We start from the raw sequence: 23890 nt of genomic DNA on the forward strand, positions 1-23890 counted from the left end.
TATCAGCGGCAGAGGTAAGCTCCGCAGGACGCACGATACATGGTCTTTAGACTATGTATAGAAGTGCGCCCTTAGTTCCTAAGGGATTTTGCCGTTTCCGGCAGTCTTGTCCTTTTTCTTGGAACGCTTGGAAAGATACTTCGGGCAGTCAACCACAACCGCCCGGAAGCTCTGTTTACATTCGTGCTGGCATTTCCGGCACAGTTCGTTGTAAGTGATACGGCTGCGGTCATTTAAGAAGAAAGACCATTCCAACCGCCGCTTGTTACTCATTCTTGCCATAACCGGCTCCTTTCTCCGTTTCTATCTGATGTACGCAGATAGGCTGTTTTGATGTAGCGTCTCGGTATCATTTTTAAGTTTTTTTCCCTCTGTATGCCCCTTTGGAAAGTGCGGCAGTATTGCAAGTCAGGGAATGATACCTCACGCTTATTTGTCGCTTCCCGGTACGGTTTCGGAGCCTTTTGCCATCCATTCAAAGAAAGCAATTTTGCTGACCTTGATAAGTCTGCCCCTGCGGAACGCTGGAAAGCCGGGTGTGTGTACCAGCTCATAGGCGCTCGCTCTTGAAATTCCCATAATCCGCTGAATGTCCGCCACATCCAGAACCAGCGGTAAATCCTCGTAGCTGTTCAATCTCTTTTTATCGTTCATTCTGTTCCTCCCATAAATCAAATAGGTTAAAATGCTTCCTGTTGCCGTTCTCCCCAAAAGCCGTTTTCCTGCCCCATTCCTGCGGTGTTTCCCTGCATTGGTGCGCCGAATGCGTCACTTCTCCTGCCGGTCATATCCCTTTTGGACGGTCATTCACTTGTCAAGGTACTGTGCGGTACGAAATTACCAACCGCAATCATCATAGCGTACTATCCTTGACAAAACAATGATTCTGCGATACCATGAGTGTAACGGATATAACTGAATTATATAATTACCATAAACAAAGGCAGGGGATAGGGATGGAGAATCAGTTTATACGGCATGAGCCATGTTTTGAGAGGATTTTGTTTGTCCTGACGCTGGACAGGAAGAAAATGAAAGAGCGGATTTTGATTGGGGAAGAACAGCAGATCCGCTTCCGTCTGAACGGGAGCCAAAACGCAGAGGTGCTTTGTGATATGACACGCCCACTGGGAACTTTTTTGATAAACTTTGAGCGTGACACGGACAGAGACTGGAACTTATACGGGCTTTCTCCGCTGCGGCAAGCTCTCCACTCCAACCGATGGAAACAGCCGGAGCTGGAGCAGGCGGCAAGCGAATTTCTTTGGGAGAAATATCTTAGCAACGACCCTCTGAAAATGTATGTGGCGTTCCGTATCTGGAACAGCTATCTGCTTGCCAGAGAACCCCGTGACCGTAACGCTGCCTGTGACCGCTTCATGGATAAAATGAGCAGACTGACCGGGGTATTCCAAAACGAAACCATGAGCTTTGACAGGGAGACAGGAAAACCGAAACAATTTCAAGCTGGCAGCCTTTATTTCAAAGGCGCACCGTCAGAAGATACCCGGCTTGACCTCTGGTTCCCGGACAACCGGCGCACAGAAGAATGTGTGTCTGCCTATGCGTCCCTCTACCCGTTGATTACCTATTATCTGAACAGGCTGAATGACTGGGGGCTTTGCTTCCGGCGGTGCAAGGTCTGTGGAAAATATTTTCTGGCAAAGAGCCAGCGGTATGAGCTGTGCAGCGACAAGTGCCGAAAAGCACAGGCGCTTCAAAACAAGCGGGAATTTGACGAGAGGTCAAGAGAAAATAACTATGACCTGCTTTATAAAAATGAATGCCAGAACTGGCGCAACAAAATAAACCGGGTAAAAAATACCGCAGGCTTTCCGGCTGACCGTCTGGAAAAAATACAGGCTTCCTTTTCCGACTTTAAGAAAGAAGCCTTACAGAGAAAAAAGGCTGTAAAAACAGGAACGGACAGCCCGAAAGAATTTACGGACTGGCTGTATCAGCAGAGTAATGTAATTGTTGAGCTGACCGAGATATGAAAAACTTTCTATCGTCAATTTCGCATTATTGCAATAACAGATTGCTTCTTCCATGAATGGTAATATTATCATCAAACTTTTGGAAGAACTATAAATGTCCGAGGTGCCTTTGATTTCGACAAAAAAACAGGCTGAATTGTTACAAAGCTCGGACATTTCAAAAATTTTTTGAGAAATGGCGAAAAAAGCGGGGCAGCACATGCCGCCCCGCCGATCCCATACGGTTATTCCATCGCCCGCATTTGTTCAATCAGAGATTGTTTTTTCTGTCTGCGGATTGTCCATACAGACAAGATCAGTTCCATTCCGAATAATACCAGAATGAACAATCCCATTTCCAAAACCGGGAATTTGTAAGGTACTACATTTCCACCAAAAGTAGCTATACTTATTTCTCTACTTGCAACAATAGAAATAGGAAATCCGACAATCAGGATTGCCAATGTTGCAAAGAACGCATAACACAGACCCTCGCATATATTCATTTTGCATAACTGTTTTTGTGTCAGACCAATGGAACGCAAAACACTGTTTTCCTGTTTTCTGGACATCTGATTAGAAAGGGTCGTATTGATGAGGTTGATAACACCAAAGAGGAACACCAACCATGAAAGAACCTGCATACTACCAAACGCCGCAGAATTTTGTGATTTTTCAGCCGCAATCGCTGTATCTATTTCATCTAAAGCAAGGTTACTGTGTTCGGCTACAATATTTTTCAGTTCAGCTTTTACAGTTTCAGCTTTTTTCGGATTGCTTACAATGCTCCATGAGTAATCAAAGGTAGTAATTTCCGGGTACAGTTCGTAGAATAAATCTTTTGGAGCAAAGAAAACAGAGCCATCTGTATGAGCGCGTCCATGCCCGAAAATCACAGGCATTTTTGAAGTGGAAAACACTCCCGATATTGTAACAGGGATGGACTGCTTACCATCTATTGAAGAAAATTCAACGGTGGAACCGACGCCCATATCTTCAAAATACGCTACAATCTGGTCGTGAATTACGATACTATGAGAATCTGTCGGCATCGTTCCCTCTGTCAATGCAGCCTCAACCATAGCATAGTTCTGGTCAGTCAGCGTATCACATATTCCTGAATTTTGGTTAGCATCTGTTTTAATGCTGGTATGGAGCGATTGTCTGGCTACGATTATATCCGTAACACCATCAACAGATAAAACTTCCTGCTTTAGTTCCTCGTTTAGCGGATTACCTTTTACTAACATTTCTTCCGATAGATCTTGGAGATATATTTTGTAATCGCTGTCAGGAAAATATAATCTTGCAATTTGTTCTGGTGAGCGCACTAAAACAATGGAAGATACCACCATCAGCAAAATTCCGCCGATACTCAAAGATGCTACAATACTGATTGTCTTTTTTCGGTCACGCTTAAAATTCGCAATTCCCATTGAAACAGGATTGAGCTTGATATTCTTTTTCCGGCTGCGGATGTCCTTTTGCACTGGGGTAAAACGGACGGCTTCAATGGGGGAAATCCCTGCCGCGATTTTCACCGGCTTACGGATGGAAATAGACACCATGATCCAACCGCTTATGAGTGTCAGGGAAACCATAACGGCATAGGAAACAGCGTTAAATCCCTTGGAAAACAGAAGAAAACCGCAGCATACGCCCAGCACTGTACCAATCAAAATTCCGATACTGCCGAGTTTGCGTCCCTCCCGCTTTACAATCCGCTTGATTTGCTTTGGCGTTGCACCAATCGTCCGAAGCTGTCCGTAGCTCCTGATTTTGTCATTGATGGAGATACGGAAGATACTCTGAATCACAATATAGCCGCCGATCAGAACAATAACAATCACACCAAAAATCGGTAAAAAATCAAAGGATTTAGAAGCATAAGCAAAATACTTGTTGTTCATGCTGGGATTAGGAAGCTGATATTCCTCTGCAATCTCTCTGCAATAAGAGGTTATCAGTTCCTCGCCCAACTGATCGCTGTTTTTGAAATGGACATAAGCGCGATACCCAGCCGGATCAAACCCTTTCCATTCTGTCAGGGCAGCTTTGGAAAGAATGATAGCGCAGGTATTCGCTTCTTTTTCATTTACGCTGTCCATAATGCCGGTAACGACATAATCACCATGAAAACTCTCGGTATCTAAGGTCACAGTGTCCCCGATCTTGGCATTGTTTCCATAGGTGGAGAGAAAGTATTCGCTTACGACAACTTCATTTGCTTTTTGGGGTAGATTCCCCTCCAATAGCTTCATTTGGTCGCGCCCAATCTCCATCATTTCTGCGTCATTATATACATAAGAGGCATGATAGCCCTGTTCCGAAAGTTCCTCGCCGAGCATATAGTAGCCGCCTACGCGCTCAAACTCCGGCAGTCCTTTCAGGGTTTCAATGTCGTTTTCCTCTACGCCCAGCCAGACCGCCTCATAAGTATCGACAACCTGATTGCGCTGCATTTGTGTCAGGGAGGTAGACACAATTCCCGTAAAGCAGATCAGAAACGCCGCCAGCGCAACGGCAATCACCACCATCAGATTCCGGCGCTTCTCGCTTTGCAAACTTTTCTTTGCCAGCTTCTTTGTAATGGCGCTGGTATCATTTTCAAAAGGCCATGTCATAGCCTGCCACCTCCTTACTCCACGATCTTGCCGTCCTCAATGCGGACAATCCGATCTGCAAGACGGGCTATGTCGTCATTGTGGGTAATCATCACAACGGTTTGCCGGAACTCCGCACTGGTGCGCTTGATAAGCCCCAGCACCTCGGCGCTGGTCTTGCTGTCAAGGTTGCCGGTCGGCTCGTCGGCCAGTACAATAGCCGGTTTGGTAATCAGGGCGCGGGCAATCGCCACACGCTGCTGCTGGCCGCCGGAAAGATTGTTGGGCATATTTTTCAGTTTATCTTCCAGCCCCAGCAGGTGAACGATCTCGTCCAAAAACTTCTGATCCACCGTGTCCCCGTCCAGCTCCACCGGCAGGACAATGTTCTCATACACATTCAGGATGGGAACAAGGTTATAGTTCTGGAAGATAAAGCCGATGTTGCGGCGGCGGAAGATGGTGAGCTGTTCGTCGTTCATTTTCGACAGCTCTTTGTCCCGGACAATCACATTGCCGGAAGTAGGGGTGTCCAGCCCGCCCATCATGTGAAGCAGGGTGGACTTGCCGCTGCCGGAGGTTCCCACAACGGCCACAAACTCGCCGTCCTCCACAGAGAAGTTCACGCCGTCAAGGGCGCGGGTGATATTCGGCTCTGTACCGTAATACTTTTTCAGGTCGATCGTCTGTAAAATGCTCATAAAATTCAATCCTTTCTTTGTTTGTTGTAAATGTTGAACGCTGCTGCGCCGGTGGCCGCCAACTGTACCAGAATCAGCACAGCGAACAGGCCGAAGCTCTCATAGTAGAACAGTTCATCCCAAAACAGGAGAACATCACAGAGAGCAGTCAAGGCAACCGTCCAGCGGATGTGCCGGGCCAGCCATTGCCGGAACACCAGCACAAGGACAGCAGGCGGGACGATCAGCAGCACCAGATTCAAAATCAATGTCGGGGTCAGTTCCATTGCGTCGCCTCCTCACTTTTGTTGATAAGGGTATTGTAAAACCCAAATGTCCGCGAAATGTTACAGCGGCCAAAAAATTTCATTGAAAATCGGGGTGAAATGTTACAACGCTCGGACATTTCAAAATCAGTCTGCCATTTTGATCCGTTCCACCAACGAATTTCTGCATTGAATTTTTAGACAGATAGCAGAAATTATAATAGGTGTTATTATTAAGCAGACACCGTAAATCAGTAATGGAATAAAAGGAAAAGTATATTGAAAATAAGTTAATCCATTCGCAGACAATATCCGTACTAACAAATAACCCATCAAGGTTCCTGCCACAACCGTAATAATCAAGCATGGAATAATCAGTAAGACACTTTCATGCAGCAGCATTTTCTTTATCTGTTTTTTTGTCATACCGATAGATTCCAATATTCCAAATTCTTTTCTCCTTGTACTGATACGACTAATCAAGGTGTTTGTCAGATTAAAAATGCTAAACATAATGACAAAGGCAGATACCCCATAAACTTGTACGCTGGTATTATGAATCGTATTTGCCGAAGATGCTTTTACCTCTTGTAAGGTTTCCATTACCAAATCAGGGTGTCGGGACAGTATATTATTTAATTTGCTTTCTACTGATTTACCCACTTTTTCATATTCAGGTACGGACAAAGTTAAGGAAGCTGTTAAATCCATATCGCCCCACAACTTTTCTATGGTTTCTTTGGGGAGATAAAAGCCCTCATTCATACTTTTTTCGGAAGTACCGGCAATCAAAATATCTATGCTGTGTTCAGCCCCATCAAACCATCGTAATGTCACTTTTTCTCCTATTGACGGGCAAGCATGATAGACTTCTTTCTGTACGCTTGTTCCTAATATAACCATAGCGTCTTGTTTCACCAATGTTTCGTATGTCCAATCAACAGGAAGCGTTTTCAAAATTTCCTCCTGATTATCAGGCGTAATCGGAATAATGGGAATTTCTAATTGTTCATCGTGATACTCAATAATGGCTGCGGTTCTCTCCGTAGCATAAATCTCTTTAACTTCCGGGATTTGTTGCAATTCTTCCATGAGTTCTTGTGAAAAAGGCGTATTAACTTGATACTCCGAAATACCATACGGTTTCGGGTTGACTAATGTATTGTGGTTAATCGTAATATAATATTCTCCATCTTCCAAATTCCCCATTCTTGCAAAGGAATCTGGATTCCATGATGATATAAAAGTGGCTCCAACCATAAATAAAATCCCGCCGATTGCAAGCGAGGCAATCGTCAGATTGTGTTTTTTTCGATTCTGCTTTTCGCTCAATACGGCTAAAGAATACGGTGAGAGCCGAATATGATTTTTCCTATTCTGCACTCTACTTTCTTTTAGTTCTGGATCGTTTCCAACATATTTTGTTGCTTCAATAGGGGAAATATTTGAAGCTATTTGTGCGGGCTTGTATACGGAAATTTGTACGATGATAATGCCTAATATTATTGCTAAAATACTTGTGGCTATGGCATTGATAATCGTTATTCCATTCGGCTCTAACAAATATGCAAATATGATACCTACTGTAATACCGGCAGGTATTCCGAACAGGCAGAAACGATACCCTTCTTTACGAATCATCCGCTTAATTTGTTTTTCTGTCATGCCAATAGTTTTGAGCTGTCCAATCTGCGATACTTGATTTGATACCGAAAGGTAGAACACACTGTATATGACAATTCCGCTTGAAAATGCAATAAAAAGAGTAGCTAAAAGAACACCTCCCATTCCTGATCCACTAATAAGTGAGGAACAGAATTTGCTATTAAAATAAAGTTGGTTCCTGCTTATGTCTTGGGATAAAGCCAGACGATATACTGTATTCTCAAAATCAATAAGTCCCATTTCCGTGGCACCATTTACACGAATCAAGGCACTATATGGAATATCCGATAATAACACACCCTGTTCTGCATACGCTGGGGAGACATAAAAGTAAAATGTTCCTGTTTCCACATTATCAGTAAAACCAGTAATGATGAAATCCTCTGTTTTACTCCCCGCCGTTGGTAAAGTGATGGTATCTCCTATATTTAGCTGATACCCCAGCTCTAATTGAACATTTTTATCAATTACAATTTCATTGTACTGTTCTGGACAGGTTCCACTGACTAATTCATAGGATTTTATAATTCCAAAACCAGTCGGCATATAAACCGCTTCAAATTTGATCCCATCCATCAGAAAACTATCACTATGCTTATAGGGTACAATATCTTCAAGATCAGGTTCTTTTTTCAGAACTTCTATCTGTTCTGCTGTAAGCCCCCCGATGGTAGCTTGCTGCATTTGATTCAAAATCTTTTGTTCACTAATTTTGCTGCCTTGTTGGAATAAGGAGATTCCCACAATCAAACTAATTGCCAGCGCAATGGTCAAAACATTAAAAAAGCAAAAAATACGATTTGAAGATACATTGCGTTTTGCTAATTTCTTTACAATGGCGCTGGTGTCATTCTCAAAAGGCCATGTCATAGTTGTATCACCTCCATATTTGATAAGGGTATTGTAAAACCCAAATGTCCGTGAAATGTTACAGCGGCCAAAAAATTTCATTGAAAATCGGGGTGAAATGTTACAACGCTCGGACATTTCAAAAAAATTTACGGCGGGCAGCCGGAAATGGCCGTCCGCCGAAACATACTACACGATCTTTTAGATAGATTGATTGTGAAATAATTTCAATCCAATCACCACATCTATCATAAGTTCCACAATGAGAATTATACTAATGGCAAAATTAAAATTACATAGGTTATATAATCCGATATAGATTTCACAAGTAAGAAATACAACTTGCAGACACAAATTTAAGTATGTCACTAAATGCTCGTTAGTTCTATTCCACAATCTAAACAGGAACATTGTAAAAATAGGTTTTCCAGCAAAAGCAAAGAGTACTGACAATATCGGCACCAAAAATATATAGTAAGAATCTACTGCATTGCTGGGGGTTGTACCTACCCATTGAATTGCTATATTATCAGGAACAACGAAAAATAAAACAATAGATAAAATAACATTGATTATTAAGATGATTGTTGTTGCTTTGCAAAAATTGATTTTTTTCATGGTGTTTTCTCCTGTTATAAGTGTGCTTTATTTAGTCGGCAGCATAATGGAAAATTCCGAACCCTTGCCCGGCTCCGAAACCACTTTGATATAGCCGCCCTGTCGCGTTACGATCTCGCGGGCCAGATACAGGCCAATGCCCACGCCCTGCTGTTCGTGTACTTCTTCCTCACGATAGAAGCGCCGGAAGATAGCGGCCTGATTGCTTTCAGAAATTCCTTTGCCAGTGTCGGTCACTTTGATCTCCACATACATTTCCCACAGCACCACCGACACAGCGATTTTCCCGCCTGCCGGGGTGTACTTCACCGCATTGTCCAGCAGGTTAAAGAGGGCTTCGGATGTCCACTTGCTGTCATGGGAAACGGTCAAATCCTCCGGGCAGTCCACAGACACGGCGATTTCCTTTTTCTCCGCTGCATACACGATCCCACTCATGGCCTGCGCCACAGTATCAAAGAGGCGGCCCGATTTCTTATCCAACTGGATCACGCCTGTTTCCAGCCGGGAGGTTTTCACAAGGGCCTGAAAGAGAAAGTCCAGTTTATCCGTCTGGCTGCGGATTCCCCGGATAAAGTCGGTGCGCTCCGCCTCGGTCATAGGCTTTTCCAGCAGGGTGTCCGTCGCCATTTTCAGATTGCTTACCGGCGTTTTCACTTGATGGGAAATATCCGATACAAGGGTCTGTAACTCCTGCCGTTCCTCGTCCACCCGGCGGCGGTTCTCCTGCATGATCTGGTAAAGCCTTGCCAGCCGGTGTCCGATTCTGGCAAGCTGGGTTTCGCTGTCCTCTGGCCGCTGGGGTGCTTCATTTCCGGCGATCATGTGGTCTAAGGTCTGGCACAGGTCAGTGGTAAACTGCGACAGTCGCTTTCCAAACGCCTGCGTCAGTACAAAAATCCCTACAATGGCGCACAGCAGCAGCGCCCCGCCTGTCAGCAGCACCGCAATCTGTTTTGTCACAAGAAAAAGAGCTATGGTGATCCCGGACATGGAGAGGACAAGCTCCATTGCCACCCGGCCAAACAGCCGCTTTACCGAGAGGTTTTGAAACTTCATTTTACCTCGCCTCCCGTCCATTGATACCCCATGCCGTAAACGGTCTTGATGTAGGGTGCGCCGCCGTCGGCTTCAATCTTGCTGCGAATACGGCTGATGGAGGTTGTCAGGGTGTGTTCGTCCACAAACCGCTCGTCTATATCCCACAGCTTTTCCAAAAGCTGCCCACGGGTCAGCACTTGCCGGGGATTTTTACGAAACAGGTTCAGCATTTTGTACTCCATCGGGGATAGAGTCAGGGGCTTGCCGTTTAAGGAAGCCGTCTGCTCCGAGAAGTCCAGAAACAACCGCCCGTCGTCGTAAATGTCCTTGGCCGGTTTGTGGTGTTCCAGCATGGCGAACATGGCTTTGATTTTTCGCTGCAAGGCCCCGATCACAAAGGGCTTTGTGATGTAGTCCACCGCGCCCACCTCATAGCCCCGTATCTGGTCGCTCTCCTGATCGTTGGCGGTCAGGAATATTACGATGGTGTCCGGGTGCTGGGGCTTTATCAGCTTGCACAGTTCAAAACCGTTCCCGTCCGGCAGGTTGATGTCCAGCAGCACTAAATCAAATTCCCGCTGGCGGATGGCTTCGGCTGCGGTTCTGGCATTTAGGGCAGAAGTCACGCCGTAGCCGTCTGCGGTCAGGTTATAGTCTAACATCTTATTCAAAAAACTGTCGTCCTCGACAATTAAAATCTGCTCCATATTCTCACTTCCTTTGCTTTTTGCAGATAGTATAACAGGCAAATGTCCGAGAATTGTTACAAGGACAAATATATTTATCATTTTACAGCTTTTTTATGTGTACTGCAATTTTATAAAAGAAAGGACAGCAGTATCATCAAATTGCTGTCCTTGCGGTTTATTATAGCTGGTAGTGTATAAGCGTGGGTTCATCATATTTGGTGTGGTATCTTTAACTATGGGAAACTCCCCTGATTTTATTTGATACTCATAAAAATCATTCGGATTGTTAGTTGAATTTATTGCACGATTATGCAAATCAACGATATGAGTGCATCCTACTGCACTTACCAACGCCACGTTTCTATCATCGCCTCGTTCTAATTGCTTCTTCCAGTTTTTCAATATATTACGTGATTTCAAATCAGCAATCGACCAATATTCTTTACTTGCATTTCGAACTTTACATTGTTGATGTTCTTTCCTCCCTTCAAAATCAGTAATCAGAATATCAGTTCCGACCTCATCATCTCCAAGTGCTTCTATAACAATACTATAATTAACTTCTCTAAGAACTTTAAGCATCTCATAGATAATACATCTTATTTCATATCTATTACCCATTTTATCCGCTCTTCCACCATTTTCTAACGGCATATTAAAATCTCCTCCCATGGAAAAAACAATAGAACATTATAAATTCCACTGGTTTTTTATCGCATTTTAATAAAACACTTAATTCCAGTGTTTTGGATTCACTTTTATATAGCTTGGTGTAACAAATATACTACAAACATTACCCTCTTTATTAGTTGGTATTTCTATTACTTGTCCCCCCCAACTAAACAACACTTTGTATGACTTATTTTAATCTATGAATACGCTCTATTTCTTCTACTGTTAGCAATCATGCCTTTCTGGTTTTATTGTCTTTTACAATATGCGTTGTCCGGTTAAATACACATCTAAAGAAAGCATTATTCTCGCTGACTTATCATAGGAATCAAACATTTAATCTACTTAAGTAACTAATATTTATTTCTTCTGAATATGGTAACTGCATCTCTTCAATCCTTCTATCGGCAAACTGTTACTCCATTGCCTTTCTAATCCTCTCAATAAGCGTAATATCAGCCGGCAACCATTTCACATCCCCCAACTGTTCCTTAGTTAACCATCTTGCATCCTCATGCCTTTAACACAAGATCACCTTTCACAATTTCACACCAAAAACAATCCATCGAAAGATGAAAATCCGGATAATCATACTCTATCGTATCAATTAATTCTCCAACTGATATTTCCGTATCAAGTTCTTCCATGATTTCACGCTTCAATGTTTTCTGTGTCGTTTCACCATCTTCTATTTTTCCACCTGGGAACTCCCAACCACCTTTGAAATCACCATAGCCACGTTGAGTTGCAAAAATAATTTGTTCTCCTTTTTCGTTAACAGCCTTAATTACCGCTGCAACTACTCTTATCATTTTCATATTACTTTTTCCTCCATTGTGTTTCCACTCTGAAGATAACGCAGGATATCTTCTCGTACAGCGGTGTGCATTCTAAATTTCAGCTTACAAATTGGTTTTAGTATACCTCTGTTATTTTTCTTTTGATCCTCATAAGCATCCACAATATCAAACTCTCCCATATAGAAGAAATTGTTTTCTGCATCTGTTTTCTGAACTAAAAGATGCTTTCTAGACGTATTCAAAACCTTATCCATATACGCGCCATCAAGCTTCTTGTCAATCTGAGAATCCCATCGAAAAATAACGTTGTCTACAAACTCATCTGCATAATCTGGCTTACCATCGACATATTGTTTTTTCTCATCTGTATTTTCTTCTTTATGATATGTAACAAAAATAAATACATCATCACCTAATCGAGACATTCCATATATGGTTGAAGATAAATCCTTACCTGCATCCATAAGTAAACTAACATCTCTTCTTGAGTACTTCTCATAAAGAACAAATGGGCACTCCTGTCTATATGGCTTTGAATACTTATCCTTATATCTTGCCAAACCAACAGCAACAATGTCTCTAACCTGATCATAAAAATCCTTATGCGCCAAGCGTTCTGCATAGCTCAAAATTCTTTTTAGATAACCAGCCCCATCTGCTTCTAATATATCGATATGACAGAACCTCTCTCGTTCCGCACTATTAGTAACAAATTCTCCTTTAAGGACATCACAAGCAGCATCAATCTTCTGATTTGTTATCTCATAACCATAACGTTCTTTGCAATTATTAATTACTTCTGAATAAGTAATACGATTCTTCTCCAAAAACAATCTCAAAATTTCTAATTCATCTGGTCTTACACCACTCAATATTGTTTTTGATAAATACTCGAGAGTCAATTTTTCTTGGTCTGTTAGATGAAACAATTTATCTGTTTTTTCCATCTGCTCTACAAATGAATAGTAAGTTTTGTACTCTCTAATTATTACAAGTGGATCTATTTCATCGTTTTCATAAAAGTCGATGAGCATTGGACGTCTTCCAAGTCTGTTTTTAAGATTAATATATCCTTCCTTTATCAGTTCCTTAAATGTGCTTGGCTTGATACAATCAATTGCATGGAAAATCTTGTCTTTTGATATTTCCACTAATAACGTATTTTCTAATTACATCAGCATTGTAAGTACGATCTCCTGACAGTGCCACAGGAATCATAAAGTTATTGTCGTAATTACCAATGAAATCCAGAATAACAACATACTCCTTACCATCAGCTTTACGCAATCCTCTTCCTAATTGTTGTATAAAAACAATCGGAGATTGTGTAGGACGCAACATAATAACCTGATTAACCTCAACAATATCAATGCCTTCGTTTAAAATGTCTACCGAAAAAATATAATCTAAAGGTTGTAACTCATCAGTTGCATCTTCTTTCTTCATTGCTAAGCGTTCAAACGCAGTTTCTCTAAGCCGCTGCGGTGTCTCATTTCTAAGCGCAAGTGTTCTATAGCCTCGCTCATTAAACATCTGGGATAATGTCTCACATTCTTTATTTCTACTACAGAAAATCAGTCATTTAACTCGATCTCCGCTGTATCCATAATACTGTGCTTGTTCAATCACATGATCCACGCGTTCTTCACTTGTAAGTTGATTAAAATCCTTCTCTGTAAGAGTCCTGCTTCTGAAAACTTTATCATCCACCAGTGCAATGTCGCTGATTCCAAAATAATGGAATGGACATAACAAGTTATCTTCCATCGCTTTCTGTAAACGAATTTCATGTGCTATTTGATGATGAAAAAGTTCATAAACATTTCGACCTGCAATATGATCATCTCGCTTATCTGGAGTCGCTGTCATGCCCAAAAATAACTTTGGTTTGAAATACTCCATGACTTTCTGATATGTATTCGCTGGACTATGATGTGCCTCATCCAAGATAATACAGTCAAAAGCATCCTTCTCATATTGGAACAAATGCTCATCCCTATTTAGTGTCTCAACCATTGCAAATACAAAGTCACAATCATATTCGTGTTTTCCGTCTCCTACAATTCCCATTGAAACAGAATTGTTAAATACTCTCTCGAATGATTTCTTCGCCTGCTTCGCCAATTGAGCTCTATGAACAATAAATAAAACTCTTTTAAATCCTAATTCCCGCATTGCAAATGCAGATGCATATGTTTTTCCTGTTCCTGTAGCCGAAATCAATAAAGCTCTTTCTTCACCTCTTTCAATTATGCTTCGAAGATTAACTATAAACTCTTCCTGCATTGAATTAGGTTTTAAAGTATATTTTTCAAAAGAAGGAATCGCATCCTTTTTTGCTTCTTCACGCTGATGCTTGATTATTTCATATCGTGCTTTGTAAATTTCAAAGAACATTTCGAAATCTAAGGCATACCTTGAGCACCAAAGGTCATTGAATTCTTTTACAATTTCACTTGCGACTTCTCCCTGTTCAGTAGATACAATTTTCGTATTCCACTCAATATTGCTTGTAAGCGCAGCACTTGTCATATTGGAACTACCAAGGATAATCCGATAGACCTCTTCTTTCTTGAAAATGTATCCTTTTGTATGGAATCCATTATCTGCAGCTTCCACATCATACATTTTCAAAGTGATATTACTAAGCTCATTCAGCTTCGCTAATGCTCTGGGTTCACTGAAATCCAAATAATTGGTTGTTAGGATTTCACCCGGAATTCCTTTTCGTTCCAGTTCCTTCAATGTCTGCAAAAGAGGTGTGATTCCTCCCATTGTTATGAAAGCCACACTGATCTGAAATTTCTCACATCTTAGTAATTCTTCTTCAATGGAAGATATAACCTTTTTTCCCTCTTCTGGATTATTTGACACGAAACTTGGTTTATACTCAAGATTTGAAGCAAGTGCTCCATTAATATAGGCTGTTTCAAAACCTTGTCTTAATTCTTTCATTGTTTCATTTTTCAAGACATCCCCTCCTCATATCTAACGATTACCTTCCCAGTAAATCTTTTCCTTAAAAGCACCCCGTTTATCTCTCTTTCTATTTCGAACTTGTATTAATTCATCTATTGAATGTCCCCTTGCTTCGCAAATTGCCAATAACACCTCTAATACATCTGCCATTTCTTCAATTGACTTATCTGCCTGATACTCCTGAACTTCCTCACTTAGTTTAATATCAAGTTCGTCTAAGTATTCTTCGTCATCCAAAATTCTTGTAATAGGTGTCTTTCCATCCTCTTTTATAATTTCAGGAATCTTATCTCTAACAAGTTTTCCCATCTTTACGCTCCCCATCTATTAACCCATTTCTTATATCCTGCATTCTGTGCAGACATATAAAGAGGCTCTAATATTCTAAAAATACCTTCTTTGTACTCATCTTCTCCAATATTCATTGTATACAATTCAACCCTTGTAGTTGTGTCATTAAGATTATAGTTTAAAAATGAATCTAATAATTTCTTAATCTGCTTATTCTCTTCTGCTAGTCCAATCGCAACATGATGCTGATGCGCCATCAATTTCAAATCCACATTCAAGTCTGGCAAATTATTGCTCTTATCCAAATTTACTTTTTTAAAAGTCGGAGTAAGATTCCATATCTCATCACTTGCAATAAAGGCCCACAGAATAAAATGATCAATTTCCAATTTACCAAAAGACTCAAAGCCTTCTTGATTCAGAATTTTTCCGGTATAGCAATCCTTTATTTCAGTTCTAGAAGTAACCGCCTTCCAGAAAACTTTTGCTTGCTTGAGATTACGCTTTTGGGGAGGCATGATCTTGTTAGGAATACCTGGTATAGTCGGATTACGACGTTGTAAATATTCAATAAGATTATACTGTACCCATCCTTCAAGAATCTCCCTGTTTTCGGAAAGATACTTGAACCAATCATCTTCCAGCATAATCTCAGTGTCATATTGCATATAGGCACTATAATAATATAACAGTCTACGTTGTTGATTCAGTTCATGAATCCGTTCTTCTTTTCTTGAAGAAATCTTTGATAAAGTCGTATCATGCAAGAAACAAGATTGAATGCAATATGGCACATCATTAATCAGATTGCTTCGCAATTTAGTAATGTCCTTATGGCGATAATCCAAGAGCATTTCATATATCTTATCTATCTTCTCTGAAGGTTTCATTTTAGTCTGTTCAGCAATAATCCTTACAATCCGTTCCAAACTGTCATTGGGTCCTAAATTTAGATGATATTCATTAACCATGAAATAGGCATCTGCCATCATATGACAAATAAGCTCATTATAGGTAATATTCTGCTTACCGTCCTTCACCTTCTTCAGAATTGCTTTAAACCAAAAGAGTTTATAGCACTCTGATTTGTCATCAAAGATGCGCTGTAGATCTTCTATATTAAGTTTTTCTGATTCAGGTAATTGAATTCCCATTTTCATTTCCCCTATAACTGATCGTATTTATCCGATTTCCCCTTTGCCTTTTCAACAGGATACTTTGCCTCATTCTGTGCCATCTTCATGTTCACAATATCGTCTGCATCAAGGCCTAGCTTATCCAACAGATTTTGACTATATACCATGACATCCGCTAACTCTTCTTTAATATGCTGCAAGTCATACTCTTCATCCGACCATTGAAAACACTCCAATAATTCTGCAGCTTCAATGACAATTGATTTTGCCAAATTTGCTGGTGAATGGAATTGATCCCAATCACGATCCTCTGTGAATTTCCTAATTCTATCTATTGTTTCTTGTTTCATGTTTACTCCATTTCTATATACTGACTCAAATATTCTCTTAAGTCATAATCACACACATAAAGATATGTTCCTTTAATTCCACGTGTCATTAAGACATAATAGACATTTGTTATGTACTCCAAAAGCTCTTCATATCCAGCTGTTCTCTTACCGTTTTTGTCAAAATAACTCTCTGGATGTACTACAATTTTTCCTGTTGCTTTGTCATATCCGATATCTTTACCTATAATTACAAATGCATAGTTTAAATCGTATCCCTGAATTGAATGAATGCACCCCACTTCATTGATTGCTTCTGGCGTGTGGACCCAGCCTTCCGTACAATGGTTCCACATCCGCTTTACGCCTTGAATTTCTATATCCTTTAGCGTCTGATCTTTCTTACTTATCCAAGGCCATGCATAACCTGCAAGCATTCGCGATAACCCGGTTTCAGCTTCCTTTTCATACATATCCTTTTCAAACTTACCGAAATCAGAATACATTCTAAAACTATATTTATCTGAAACATATTTGTGAGAACATTTTCCCGAAAGTATACTTTTGACAAAGTCTATATAATCATTTCCACCTTGCACTCTCATTTGCGTCAATAAAGTAAAATATGCTATCGTTCTCTTTTGAAAAGACTCTTCCATTTTCTTATCAAATCTCTCAAAATCAATTCCTGATGGTCCCACCACTTGCATGTTATCATAAAATAGAACAGCACAATTCGATTGTTTTAGAACCCAATCAAGCTCATCTGCTTCTGTTGTAAGGCCAAGTTTTTCACAATTTTGTTTGAACGTTCCCATATAAGAAATATTCTTATACTGATGCAGCCTATGTGCTTCATCAACAATCAAAATGTCATATTTCTTTTTTGTAACATCCGATGGTGAAATAACTTGTGATGGTGTAAGACCATAAATACTCTTGAAAATCATTTTCATAGTTTTTCGAAGTGACGTCTGTGGAACAACAAATCCTATTTCCTTTCCCGCATATTCTTCACTATCGGCAAGATATTTCATAAGGTATACAGCAACAATAGTTTTTCCACTTCCTGGCATTCCATTTACTACCACTCGATTAACCGAACCATCTTTTATTTTTAGAAGGATTTCTTCTACAGCTTTTTGTTGGCTATCATTTAATTCCTTATATGGTGAGTACTTAAACAAATCTGAATTCTCGATTTCTTCAAGAGAATGTTTCACTAATTTTTCTTTCTGCAGTTTTTTCCAAAGTACTTCGAATTTTTCATCATACTCCTTCTTTTGATAGTACTGTTTGTCAGCTATTCCAGAATTCTTATTTGTAACTTGAAATAGTTCATCCGCAACAATATACTGAATCAGCTTCGATTCATAATCAAATGTTACCGACTGATTAAATAACTTAGAATATATGAAATGCACTCTGTCAAAAATCCGTTTTTCTTCAACCGTTGCATGCTGTGTCATTCTAGTTTTTGCATGAGTCGATTCTCCAATGTATGCCTGTTTTCCATTTTCCAAAATGTAAAGCAGTGGCCAATTATCCAAATATTCTTCATTACTATATTGACTATCTTTAAAATTTCCTTCTATGATTTTAAACATACTTTAATCCCTTTTCCTTGCTTTTCTTGGATCTCCTGGTTTTTCTGCATCAATTGGCAAAAACCATCTGTTACCAATTAACTCTGCTCCTGGTACACGTCCTTCTTTACAAAAGATTGCCACTCTTCTTTGCGAGATTCCCCATTCTTCCGCTTTGACTGATGATGGTACAAAGTTCATACATTTCCTCCATATATAAAACAACAATACACTACTTTTAGTATATTCCTTATCGCGAATAGTTTCAATGTTTTTTATTCTTTGTCGCGAACATTTTTTGTAATAACAAACCCAGCCGTTCCTATCAAGTCTCCCACATCATCATGGTCATCTTGACAGTCCCGCCTGGGTTTGTTGTGTAGTAATCAACCGCTTAAGGATAAGCGTGTTTCATTCACTTTTATTCAGTTTAATTATCGCCATGCCACACCCTTTTTTCATCATCCATAACATACTAACAAAAATCGAAAGGTGTACAAAAGGTGTATTTTCAAATCCCAAAGTCCCACAGCCATTGATTTACCTAGGTTCCTGGAAAAATCACCAGATGTTGCCGTGGCAGATAAATAATACTTTTATCATAGTTTTGTTTCTCCTTCATCCCTATGTACAAATATATAAGTTACATCAATATTTTAATACAATTATATAAAGCACAATCCCAAAAGTCTATAACCAACATATTATATATCTATTAAATAAGAAAACCAGCAGCACCTCCCCAGCACCAAAACAAGCCCTTCATAAGCCAACCTTCAATGCCAGCGAAAGCCACTGCTGGTTTTCACCTATTATTTATTATATGTTTCTAAGATCCAAGTATTATAGATACAGCCACTATCTACACATTAGTAAATCTCTTAGCATGCACATCATGCATTTCTGTCATTATCTTGCCTTATTCTTTATCTCTGTATCAATCTTTTCTACGAACTCATCAAGTCCAAGTGTTGTTGTATCCTGCTGTCCGTGAAGTCTGTATGATACTGTCTTGTTCTCCTGCTCGTTAAATCCAATAACAAGAAGATATGGAACTTTCTGGATCTGTCCCTCACGCATACGGTAACCAAGCTTTTCTGCTCTGTCATCAAGTTCTACTCTTACATTTTTAGCTTCAAGAGCATCAACGATTTCGTGTGCATAATTCATAATCTCATCATTATCTGTCTTAACTGGCATTACTCTTACCTGAACTGGTGCTAACCATGTTGGAAGGTTACCCTTTGTTTCTTCAAGTATATATGCCATAAATCTGTCAAGAGAACCAAGTATAGCTCTGTGAAGTACAACCGGCGTCTTCTTCTCGCCATCCTTGTCAACATATGAAAGGTTGAACTTAGCTGGAAGACAGAAGTCTAACTGGCATGTAGATAATGTGATTTCATTACCAACAGCCGGCTTAACATTAACATCAAGCTTAGGACCGTAGAATGCAGCTTCACCGATTTCTTCTGTATATTCAATACCAAGACTGTTCATAACATCTCTTAAAGCATTTTCAGCCTTATTCCACATTTCATCATCATCGTGGTACTTAGTCTTATTTTCTGGATCCCTAAGTGAAAGAACGCAACGGTAATCTGTAATTCCAAAATCCTTGTATGTTGAGAATATAAGGTCAACTACCTTAGATATTTCATCTTTAATCTGCTCCGGTGTTACAAAAAGGTGGGCATCATTCTGGCAGAAATGTCTTCCTCTTTCAATACCCTTTAATGTTCCACTTGACTCATATCTGAAATCGTGTGCTATCTCACCAATTCTTATAGGAAGATCCTTATATGAGTGAAGTCTGTTAGCATATATCATCATATGATGAGGGCAGTTCATTGGTCTTAATACAAATGCTTCATCATCAACTTCCATTGCCGGGAACATATTTTCCTTATAATGATCCCAATGGCCTGATGTCTTATAAAGATTAACTGTACCAACACAAGGTGTCATAACGTGCTGATATCCAAGCTTTCTTTCCTTGTCCTTAATATAGTTCTCAAGTTCCTGCCATATTATATAACCCTTTGGTAAGAACATTGGAAGACCACGTCCGATAAGGTCATCAACCATAAAGAGTTCCATATCCTTACCTATCTTTCTGTGATCTCTTTCCTTAGCTTCCTCAAGTTCCTGAAGGTGTGCTTCAAGTTCTTCTGGTGTTGGGAAACATACACCATATATTCTCTGGAGAACCTTATTATTGCTGTCGCCCTTCCAGTAAGCGCCTGAATGTCTGAGCAACTTAAAATTACGGCATAACTTAACATTATCAACGTGTGGTCCACGACAGAGATCTGTAAAATCTCCCTGCTCGTAGCAAGTTATTGTTCCATCTTCAAGGTTAGAGATAAGGTCTAACTTATATTCATCATCCTTGAACATTTCCATAGCTTCTTCTTTAGAGATTTCCTTGCGGATAATCTTCTTTCCTGACTTAGCTACCTTCTTCATTTCCTTTTCAATCTTAGGAATATCTTCATCTCTGATAACATCATCTCCAAGATCCACATCATAATAAAAACCTTCTGCTACAACTGGTCCTACCCAGAATTTAGCCTGTGGATAAAGATGCTTAATTGCCTGTGCCATTAAATGTGCACAAGAATGGTTTAATGTGCTTAACTGTTCATCTTCTTTAAAATTAACCATTATTATTAATCTCCTTTGCGTATTAGTCCGGACTTAGTTACCTGTTAAATGTGCTTTTTACCTGACATATAAAAAGCACCCACAAGGTACACTCTGCCATATACCTAAGGGTGCATTTGCACGGTTCCACCTTATTATTTCACTCTTACAGCCTGTAACGTATGCCACACGGTAACGCTTCAAGATTATATATTATAATCTCTTCTACGCACAGCTCAGGAATGGTCTTCATATAATAGTCACATAAGCTGATTTCACCACTACAGCTCTCTCTGTATGCTCCGCATATACTACTTTTTCCGTCATTGCTTTTATTTATTCAATCTGTCTGTCATTGTACCACGACACTTTATTTAAGGCAATACCTGAATTAAAATACAATTTACAAAATATAATTTATAAAATACAGCTCTTTAAATATAATTTTATAAATGTATCTCTACAATTCAAGCTTTCCCTGATTACATATTTCAATTCTTACCTTACATTCACTCATCTGCTGCCCATTAACATCCATGGTGTATTCGAGTGCTATATTAATCTTATCTTCATCCCTTTCTATATCCAGCATGCTTGTATATATAGACATCGCAAGGCCTCCATAAGGTGTGTTATAACAGCTTACAGTCTTTTTATCCTGTATGAACTCCATAATTGTTGTTATTGCACCTTTTTTACTTATCTCAACTCTGTCCTCTGATATTTTAATAAGCGTGTCAGATTTTGCACTTTCTCCATCATACACTTCTTCATAGCGTATATATTCCTTGCCTGCCCTCCTAGTGTATCTTCCAACGCTTATTATCTCAATATCTTCTGCCTCTTTATAAGCATCGCCCGCCTCTTGTGCCGACAGTCCTCTTATCTTAACATATACCTTATCATTCATATTCTCGTGTGTACTCCCTTTCTTATTCTCTGATTATTGATAAATATAATCACCCTATATCAGTAATTTCCTGATACTTACAATCTTTTTATGCTTATAATTACTGAATGTCAACAATCGCCTTATATCCATAATCTTCTGATACTTACAATTATTTTATGTTTATAATTAATTTTACATTATTTTACAGGTTATTTTACATTTACAGCTTATTTCTTATTTAAAAATTTAAGATACTTGAATCTGTACTGTACCTTTTCTCCAGACACTACCCTGTACTCATCTTCTGTCAGTACATTTTTAAGCTCATCCTTTGACTCATCCGGCACAACACCATATACTGCATCCACAAAACATAATGGTGGATATAATACGCACCACCAGTTCCTGCCTGAAGCCTCTCCTATATCTATTCTAAATGCCTCATATTCCCCTGGCGGAAATGTCATATCCCCGTAGCTTTTCATCGGAAAATAGCAATTTTCAAAATAAACGCTTACATCTTCCTTACTTCCAAGGCTCCTAAGCTTATCAACAGCAACATTCTTTATATTATCACTCTCATCACTTAAAATCTGTCTTGACTCCTCTAATGATACGGATTGTGAAAGCTTCGGACTTATATAATCAAGCACCGCTGCCTTAACAAGCATTTTATTATTCTGTGCCTCCTCAGAGTCGTCATTCGCCCTTATGTGAAATCTTATAATCTGCGAAGCTATATCTTTTTGCATAAATGCTGCATAAGTATCACTATACAATCGTATTCCTACAATTACAAGCATAATAATGCTTAATGCCAGTATAATATAAGTTGATTTTGCACTTTTTTCATTTAATTTTAACATATATACCCCCTTGTTTGCTGGTAGTTTCTGGATGGTTCTGGGAAACGGAAATGGTTATGCACGGAAGGTGTGACGGACGGATAGTGTTAGTGTGACGGACGGACGTTGTTACATACGGACGTTGTGAGGACTTACTATATTACCGCTGGGCACGCCCCCGCTACTTGAAACCGTAGCGGACACGTAAGCGGCTAAGGAACAGCCGCTAAGTGCCGACGGTTTCAACAGTACCCAGCTTGCAATATAGTAAGTTCTCACAACTGGGCAGCGACTGAATTGCCAACTTTCCTCAGTCGTGTGGCGACTGTCCTTCAACCGCCGCCTCTCACCTCCACCTAACGGCTATCTTTCAAGCCACACTTCCGACAACCTGCCACCACCAGAAATAACTTTCCATTAAATTATCCACTCACCTAAAGGCTTTCACCGCTGCGTGCGACACTTAAACGAAAGCGGGTCGCCGTTGCTTTTGCTGCTTTCTAACATCCCCGCCACAACCTTTAAGCTGCACCAGATAATTTATATGGAAATTATCCCCCAAAAATAAAAAGCTATACCCACCCCCTATCATTTTCATAGTATGGTGAATACAGCTTTCAGTTTTCAATAAATCACAATTTTATTTAATTATATGTTAAGAAGTCTTATAATTCCCCTTTCCTGATTAGTAATATGCTGTCTTACTATAACCTTGGCTTTTTCGACATCCTTATCGGCAAGCTGCCTGATTATATCGTTATGCTCACTTATAAGTATAGAATGTGTTCTTGCATCTTTAACATATTCAAGACGATATCTGTACATCTGCTCACTAAGACTGTTGACAAGCTGGATAAGTCTCTGGTTGTCTGTCATTGAATATATAATATTGTGGAATGCCACATCTGCATTAACTATAGCAACTACATCTTTAGATACAATAGCGGCTTCAAATACCCTGTTAGCCGTCTTTAACTCCTCTATATGTTCAGGTGTTACATTCTTGCAGGCAAGTGTTGCAGCAAGTTCTTCTAACGCCGAACGCACCTCAAGGACATCTCTCATATCCTTTACAGTTATATGTGCAACCTCAGCACCTTTTCTTGGAATCATAATAACAAGGCCTTCAAGCTCTAACTTTCTGATTGCTTCTCGTATAGGTGTACGGCTTACTCCAAGCTTGTTAGCAAGCTGTATCTCCATAAGTCTTTCGCCAGGTTCCATCTCTCCTGTAAGAATAGCCTGTCTTAATGTATTGAATACAACATCTCTTAATGGAAGGTATTCGTTCACATCCATTTTTAATTCGCCTTTCATTGTCTAATCC

Annotated in this window: 23 protein-coding genes and 1 pseudogene; 1 reads left to right on the forward strand and 23 read right to left on the reverse strand. The window is 39.8% G+C overall.

Annotated features, from left to right (window positions below):
* Window positions 1-78: 78 nt before the first annotated feature.
* Both BM157_RS11085 and BM157_RS11090 read right to left on the reverse strand, forming a co-directional pair.
* Window positions 79-282 (reverse strand): hypothetical protein, encoded by a 204-nt coding sequence (locus BM157_RS11085; protein WP_004614949.1) that lies wholly within the window; start codon window positions 280-282, stop codon window positions 79-81.
* A gap of 147 nt (window positions 283-429) precedes the next feature.
* A complete protein-coding gene (locus tag BM157_RS11090) occupies window positions 430-654 on the reverse strand; it encodes a helix-turn-helix domain-containing protein (protein ID WP_005362423.1) in 225 nt (74 codons plus the stop codon).
* A 302-nt stretch (window positions 655-956) separates the two neighbouring features.
* On the opposite strand from BM157_RS11090, the gene BM157_RS11095 reads away from it, so the two are divergent.
* Window positions 957-1997 carry a DUF6076 domain-containing protein gene (locus tag BM157_RS11095; protein ID WP_090141172.1) on the forward strand — a complete coding sequence of 347 codons (1041 nt, stop codon included), beginning with the start codon at window positions 957-959 and terminating at the stop codon, window positions 1995-1997.
* 224 nt (window positions 1998-2221) lie between these two features.
* On the opposite strand, the gene BM157_RS11105 is transcribed toward BM157_RS11095, so the two are convergent.
* From BM157_RS11105 to BM157_RS11195, 21 genes and pseudogenes are all read right to left on the reverse strand, one after another.
* Entirely contained in the window at window positions 2222-4600 is a 2379-nt protein-coding gene (locus BM157_RS11105; protein WP_005362413.1) for an ABC transporter permease, read from the reverse strand.
* A 14-nt stretch (window positions 4601-4614) separates the two neighbouring features.
* Window positions 4615-5280: an ABC transporter ATP-binding protein gene (locus BM157_RS11110; protein WP_005362411.1), complete on the reverse strand. Its 666-nt coding sequence runs from the start codon at window positions 5278-5280 to the stop codon at window positions 4615-4617.
* Window positions 5281-5285: 5 nt separating this feature from the next.
* On the reverse strand, window positions 5286-5546 hold the full coding sequence (locus tag BM157_RS11115) for a hypothetical protein (RefSeq protein WP_005362410.1): 261 nt from the start codon (window positions 5544-5546) through the stop codon (window positions 5286-5288).
* A 126-nt stretch (window positions 5547-5672) separates the two neighbouring features.
* The gene (locus BM157_RS11120) at window positions 5673-8060 is read right to left on the reverse strand and encodes an ABC transporter permease (RefSeq protein WP_090141176.1); all 2388 of its coding nucleotides are present in this window, start codon (window positions 8058-8060) and stop codon (window positions 5673-5675) included.
* Window positions 8061-8240: 180 nt separating this feature from the next.
* Window positions 8241-8657, reverse strand: a complete 417-nt coding sequence (locus tag BM157_RS11125; protein ID WP_005362406.1) for a hypothetical protein — start codon at window positions 8655-8657, stop codon at window positions 8241-8243.
* Window positions 8658-8684: 27 nt separating this feature from the next.
* Window positions 8685-9716 (reverse strand): sensor histidine kinase, encoded by a 1032-nt coding sequence (locus BM157_RS11130; protein ID WP_090141178.1) that lies wholly within the window; start codon window positions 9714-9716, stop codon window positions 8685-8687.
* Window positions 9713-10405 carry a response regulator transcription factor gene (locus tag BM157_RS11135; protein WP_015533258.1) on the reverse strand — a complete coding sequence of 231 codons (693 nt, stop codon included), beginning with the start codon at window positions 10403-10405 and terminating at the stop codon, window positions 9713-9715. Before BM157_RS11135 ends, BM157_RS11130 begins: the two co-directional genes overlap by 4 nt.
* Before the next feature lie 93 nt (window positions 10406-10498).
* Entirely contained in the window at window positions 10499-11041 is a 543-nt protein-coding gene (locus tag BM157_RS11140) for a hypothetical protein (RefSeq protein WP_090141180.1), read from the reverse strand.
* Window positions 11042-11474: 433 nt separating this feature from the next.
* Window positions 11475-11877 (reverse strand): annotated as a pseudogene (locus tag BM157_RS11145) ((deoxy)nucleoside triphosphate pyrophosphohydrolase).
* Window positions 11874-13010 carry a DUF3427 domain-containing protein gene (locus BM157_RS13085; RefSeq protein ID WP_318255954.1) on the reverse strand — a complete coding sequence of 379 codons (1137 nt, stop codon included), beginning with the start codon at window positions 13008-13010 and terminating at the stop codon, window positions 11874-11876. The pseudogene BM157_RS11145 and the gene BM157_RS13085 overlap by 4 nt, the downstream one beginning before the upstream one ends.
* Window positions 12973-13392 carry a P-loop NTPase family protein gene (locus BM157_RS13090; protein ID WP_456361695.1) on the reverse strand — a complete coding sequence of 140 codons (420 nt, stop codon included), beginning with the start codon at window positions 13390-13392 and terminating at the stop codon, window positions 12973-12975. The genes BM157_RS13085 and BM157_RS13090 overlap by 38 nt, the downstream gene beginning before the upstream one ends.
* Window positions 13393-13437: 45 nt before the next feature.
* A complete protein-coding gene (locus BM157_RS13095; RefSeq protein ID WP_318255955.1) occupies window positions 13438-14829 on the reverse strand; it encodes a DEAD/DEAH box helicase family protein in 1392 nt (463 codons plus the stop codon).
* 18 nt (window positions 14830-14847) lie between these two features.
* The gene (locus tag BM157_RS11155) at window positions 14848-15147 is read right to left on the reverse strand and encodes a nucleoside triphosphate pyrophosphohydrolase (protein ID WP_318255956.1); all 300 of its coding nucleotides are present in this window, start codon (window positions 15145-15147) and stop codon (window positions 14848-14850) included.
* Window positions 15148-15149: 2 nt separating this feature from the next.
* Window positions 15150-16283, reverse strand: a complete 1134-nt coding sequence (locus BM157_RS11160) for an HNH endonuclease domain-containing protein (protein ID WP_318255957.1) — start codon at window positions 16281-16283, stop codon at window positions 15150-15152.
* A gap of 11 nt (window positions 16284-16294) precedes the next feature.
* Complete coding sequence (locus BM157_RS11165) at window positions 16295-16615, reverse strand: nucleotide pyrophosphohydrolase (RefSeq protein ID WP_090141186.1); 321 nt, start codon at window positions 16613-16615, stop codon at window positions 16295-16297.
* Window positions 16616-16617: 2 nt separating this feature from the next.
* The gene (locus BM157_RS11170) at window positions 16618-18201 is read right to left on the reverse strand and encodes a DUF2075 domain-containing protein (protein WP_090141188.1); all 1584 of its coding nucleotides are present in this window, start codon (window positions 18199-18201) and stop codon (window positions 16618-16620) included.
* A gap of 3 nt (window positions 18202-18204) precedes the next feature.
* Window positions 18205-18381: a helix-turn-helix domain-containing protein gene (locus tag BM157_RS11175; RefSeq protein ID WP_090141190.1), complete on the reverse strand. Its 177-nt coding sequence runs from the start codon at window positions 18379-18381 to the stop codon at window positions 18205-18207.
* A gap of 708 nt (window positions 18382-19089) precedes the next feature.
* Window positions 19090-20847 (reverse strand): threonine--tRNA ligase, encoded by a 1758-nt coding sequence (gene thrS / locus BM157_RS11180; protein ID WP_022502393.1) that lies wholly within the window; start codon window positions 20845-20847, stop codon window positions 19090-19092.
* Between the two features lie 439 nt (window positions 20848-21286).
* Complete coding sequence (locus BM157_RS11185; protein ID WP_022502392.1) at window positions 21287-21736, reverse strand: DUF1934 domain-containing protein; 450 nt, start codon at window positions 21734-21736, stop codon at window positions 21287-21289.
* A 209-nt stretch (window positions 21737-21945) separates the two neighbouring features.
* Window positions 21946-22584, reverse strand: a complete 639-nt coding sequence (gene spoIIR / locus BM157_RS11190; RefSeq protein WP_022502391.1) for a stage II sporulation protein R — start codon at window positions 22582-22584, stop codon at window positions 21946-21948.
* A 627-nt stretch (window positions 22585-23211) separates the two neighbouring features.
* Window positions 23212-23880 (reverse strand): GntR family transcriptional regulator, encoded by a 669-nt coding sequence (locus BM157_RS11195; protein WP_022502390.1) that lies wholly within the window; start codon window positions 23878-23880, stop codon window positions 23212-23214.
* Window positions 23881-23890 lie beyond the last annotated feature (10 nt).

Source organism: [Lactobacillus] rogosae (assembly GCA_900112995.1).
Classification (GTDB): domain Bacteria; phylum Bacillota; class Clostridia; order Lachnospirales; family Lachnospiraceae; genus Lachnospira; species Lachnospira rogosae.

Bases quoted from the DNA above. Each gene is read 5' to 3' on its own strand.
- BM157_RS11085 (WP_004614949.1), bottom strand. From the start codon at position 282: ATGGCAAGAATGAGTAACAAGCGGCGGTTGGAATGGTCTTTCTTCTTA.
- BM157_RS11090 (WP_005362423.1), bottom strand. From the start codon at position 654: ATGAACGATAAAAAGAGATTGAACAGCTACGAGGATTTACCGCTGGTT.
- BM157_RS11095 (WP_090141172.1), top strand. From the start codon at position 957: ATGGAGAATCAGTTTATACGGCATGAGCCATGTTTTGAGAGGATTTTG.
- BM157_RS11105 (WP_005362413.1), bottom strand. From the start codon at position 4,600: ATGACATGGCCTTTTGAAAATGATACCAGCGCCATTACAAAGAAGCTG.
- BM157_RS11110 (WP_005362411.1), bottom strand. From the start codon at position 5,280: ATGAGCATTTTACAGACGATCGACCTGAAAAAGTATTACGGTACAGAG.
- BM157_RS11115 (WP_005362410.1), bottom strand. From the start codon at position 5,546: ATGGAACTGACCCCGACATTGATTTTGAATCTGGTGCTGCTGATCGTC.
- BM157_RS11120 (WP_090141176.1), bottom strand. From the start codon at position 8,060: ATGACATGGCCTTTTGAGAATGACACCAGCGCCATTGTAAAGAAATTA.
- BM157_RS11125 (WP_005362406.1), bottom strand. From the start codon at position 8,657: ATGAAAAAAATCAATTTTTGCAAAGCAACAACAATCATCTTAATAATC.
- BM157_RS11130 (WP_090141178.1), bottom strand. From the start codon at position 9,716: ATGAAGTTTCAAAACCTCTCGGTAAAGCGGCTGTTTGGCCGGGTGGCA.
- BM157_RS11135 (WP_015533258.1), bottom strand. From the start codon at position 10,405: ATGGAGCAGATTTTAATTGTCGAGGACGACAGTTTTTTGAATAAGATG.
- BM157_RS11140 (WP_090141180.1), bottom strand. From the start codon at position 11,041: ATGCCGTTAGAAAATGGTGGAAGAGCGGATAAAATGGGTAATAGATAT.
- BM157_RS13090 (WP_456361695.1), bottom strand. From the start codon at position 13,392: ATGTTTAATGAGCGAGGCTATAGAACACTTGCGCTTAGAAATGAGACA.
- BM157_RS11155 (WP_318255956.1), bottom strand. From the start codon at position 15,147: ATGGGAAAACTTGTTAGAGATAAGATTCCTGAAATTATAAAAGAGGAT.
- BM157_RS11160 (WP_318255957.1), bottom strand. From the start codon at position 16,283: ATGGGAATTCAATTACCTGAATCAGAAAAACTTAATATAGAAGATCTA.
- BM157_RS11165 (WP_090141186.1), bottom strand. From the start codon at position 16,615: ATGAAACAAGAAACAATAGATAGAATTAGGAAATTCACAGAGGATCGT.
- BM157_RS11170 (WP_090141188.1), bottom strand. From the start codon at position 18,201: ATGTTTAAAATCATAGAAGGAAATTTTAAAGATAGTCAATATAGTAAT.
- BM157_RS11175 (WP_090141190.1), bottom strand. From the start codon at position 18,381: ATGAACTTTGTACCATCATCAGTCAAAGCGGAAGAATGGGGAATCTCG.
- thrS (WP_022502393.1), bottom strand. From the start codon at position 20,847: ATGGTTAATTTTAAAGAAGATGAACAGTTAAGCACATTAAACCATTCT.
- BM157_RS11185 (WP_022502392.1), bottom strand. From the start codon at position 21,736: ATGAATGATAAGGTATATGTTAAGATAAGAGGACTGTCGGCACAAGAG.
- spoIIR (WP_022502391.1), bottom strand. From the start codon at position 22,584: ATGTTAAAATTAAATGAAAAAAGTGCAAAATCAACTTATATTATACTG.
- BM157_RS11195 (WP_022502390.1), bottom strand. From the start codon at position 23,880: ATGAAAGGCGAATTAAAAATGGATGTGAACGAATACCTTCCATTAAGA.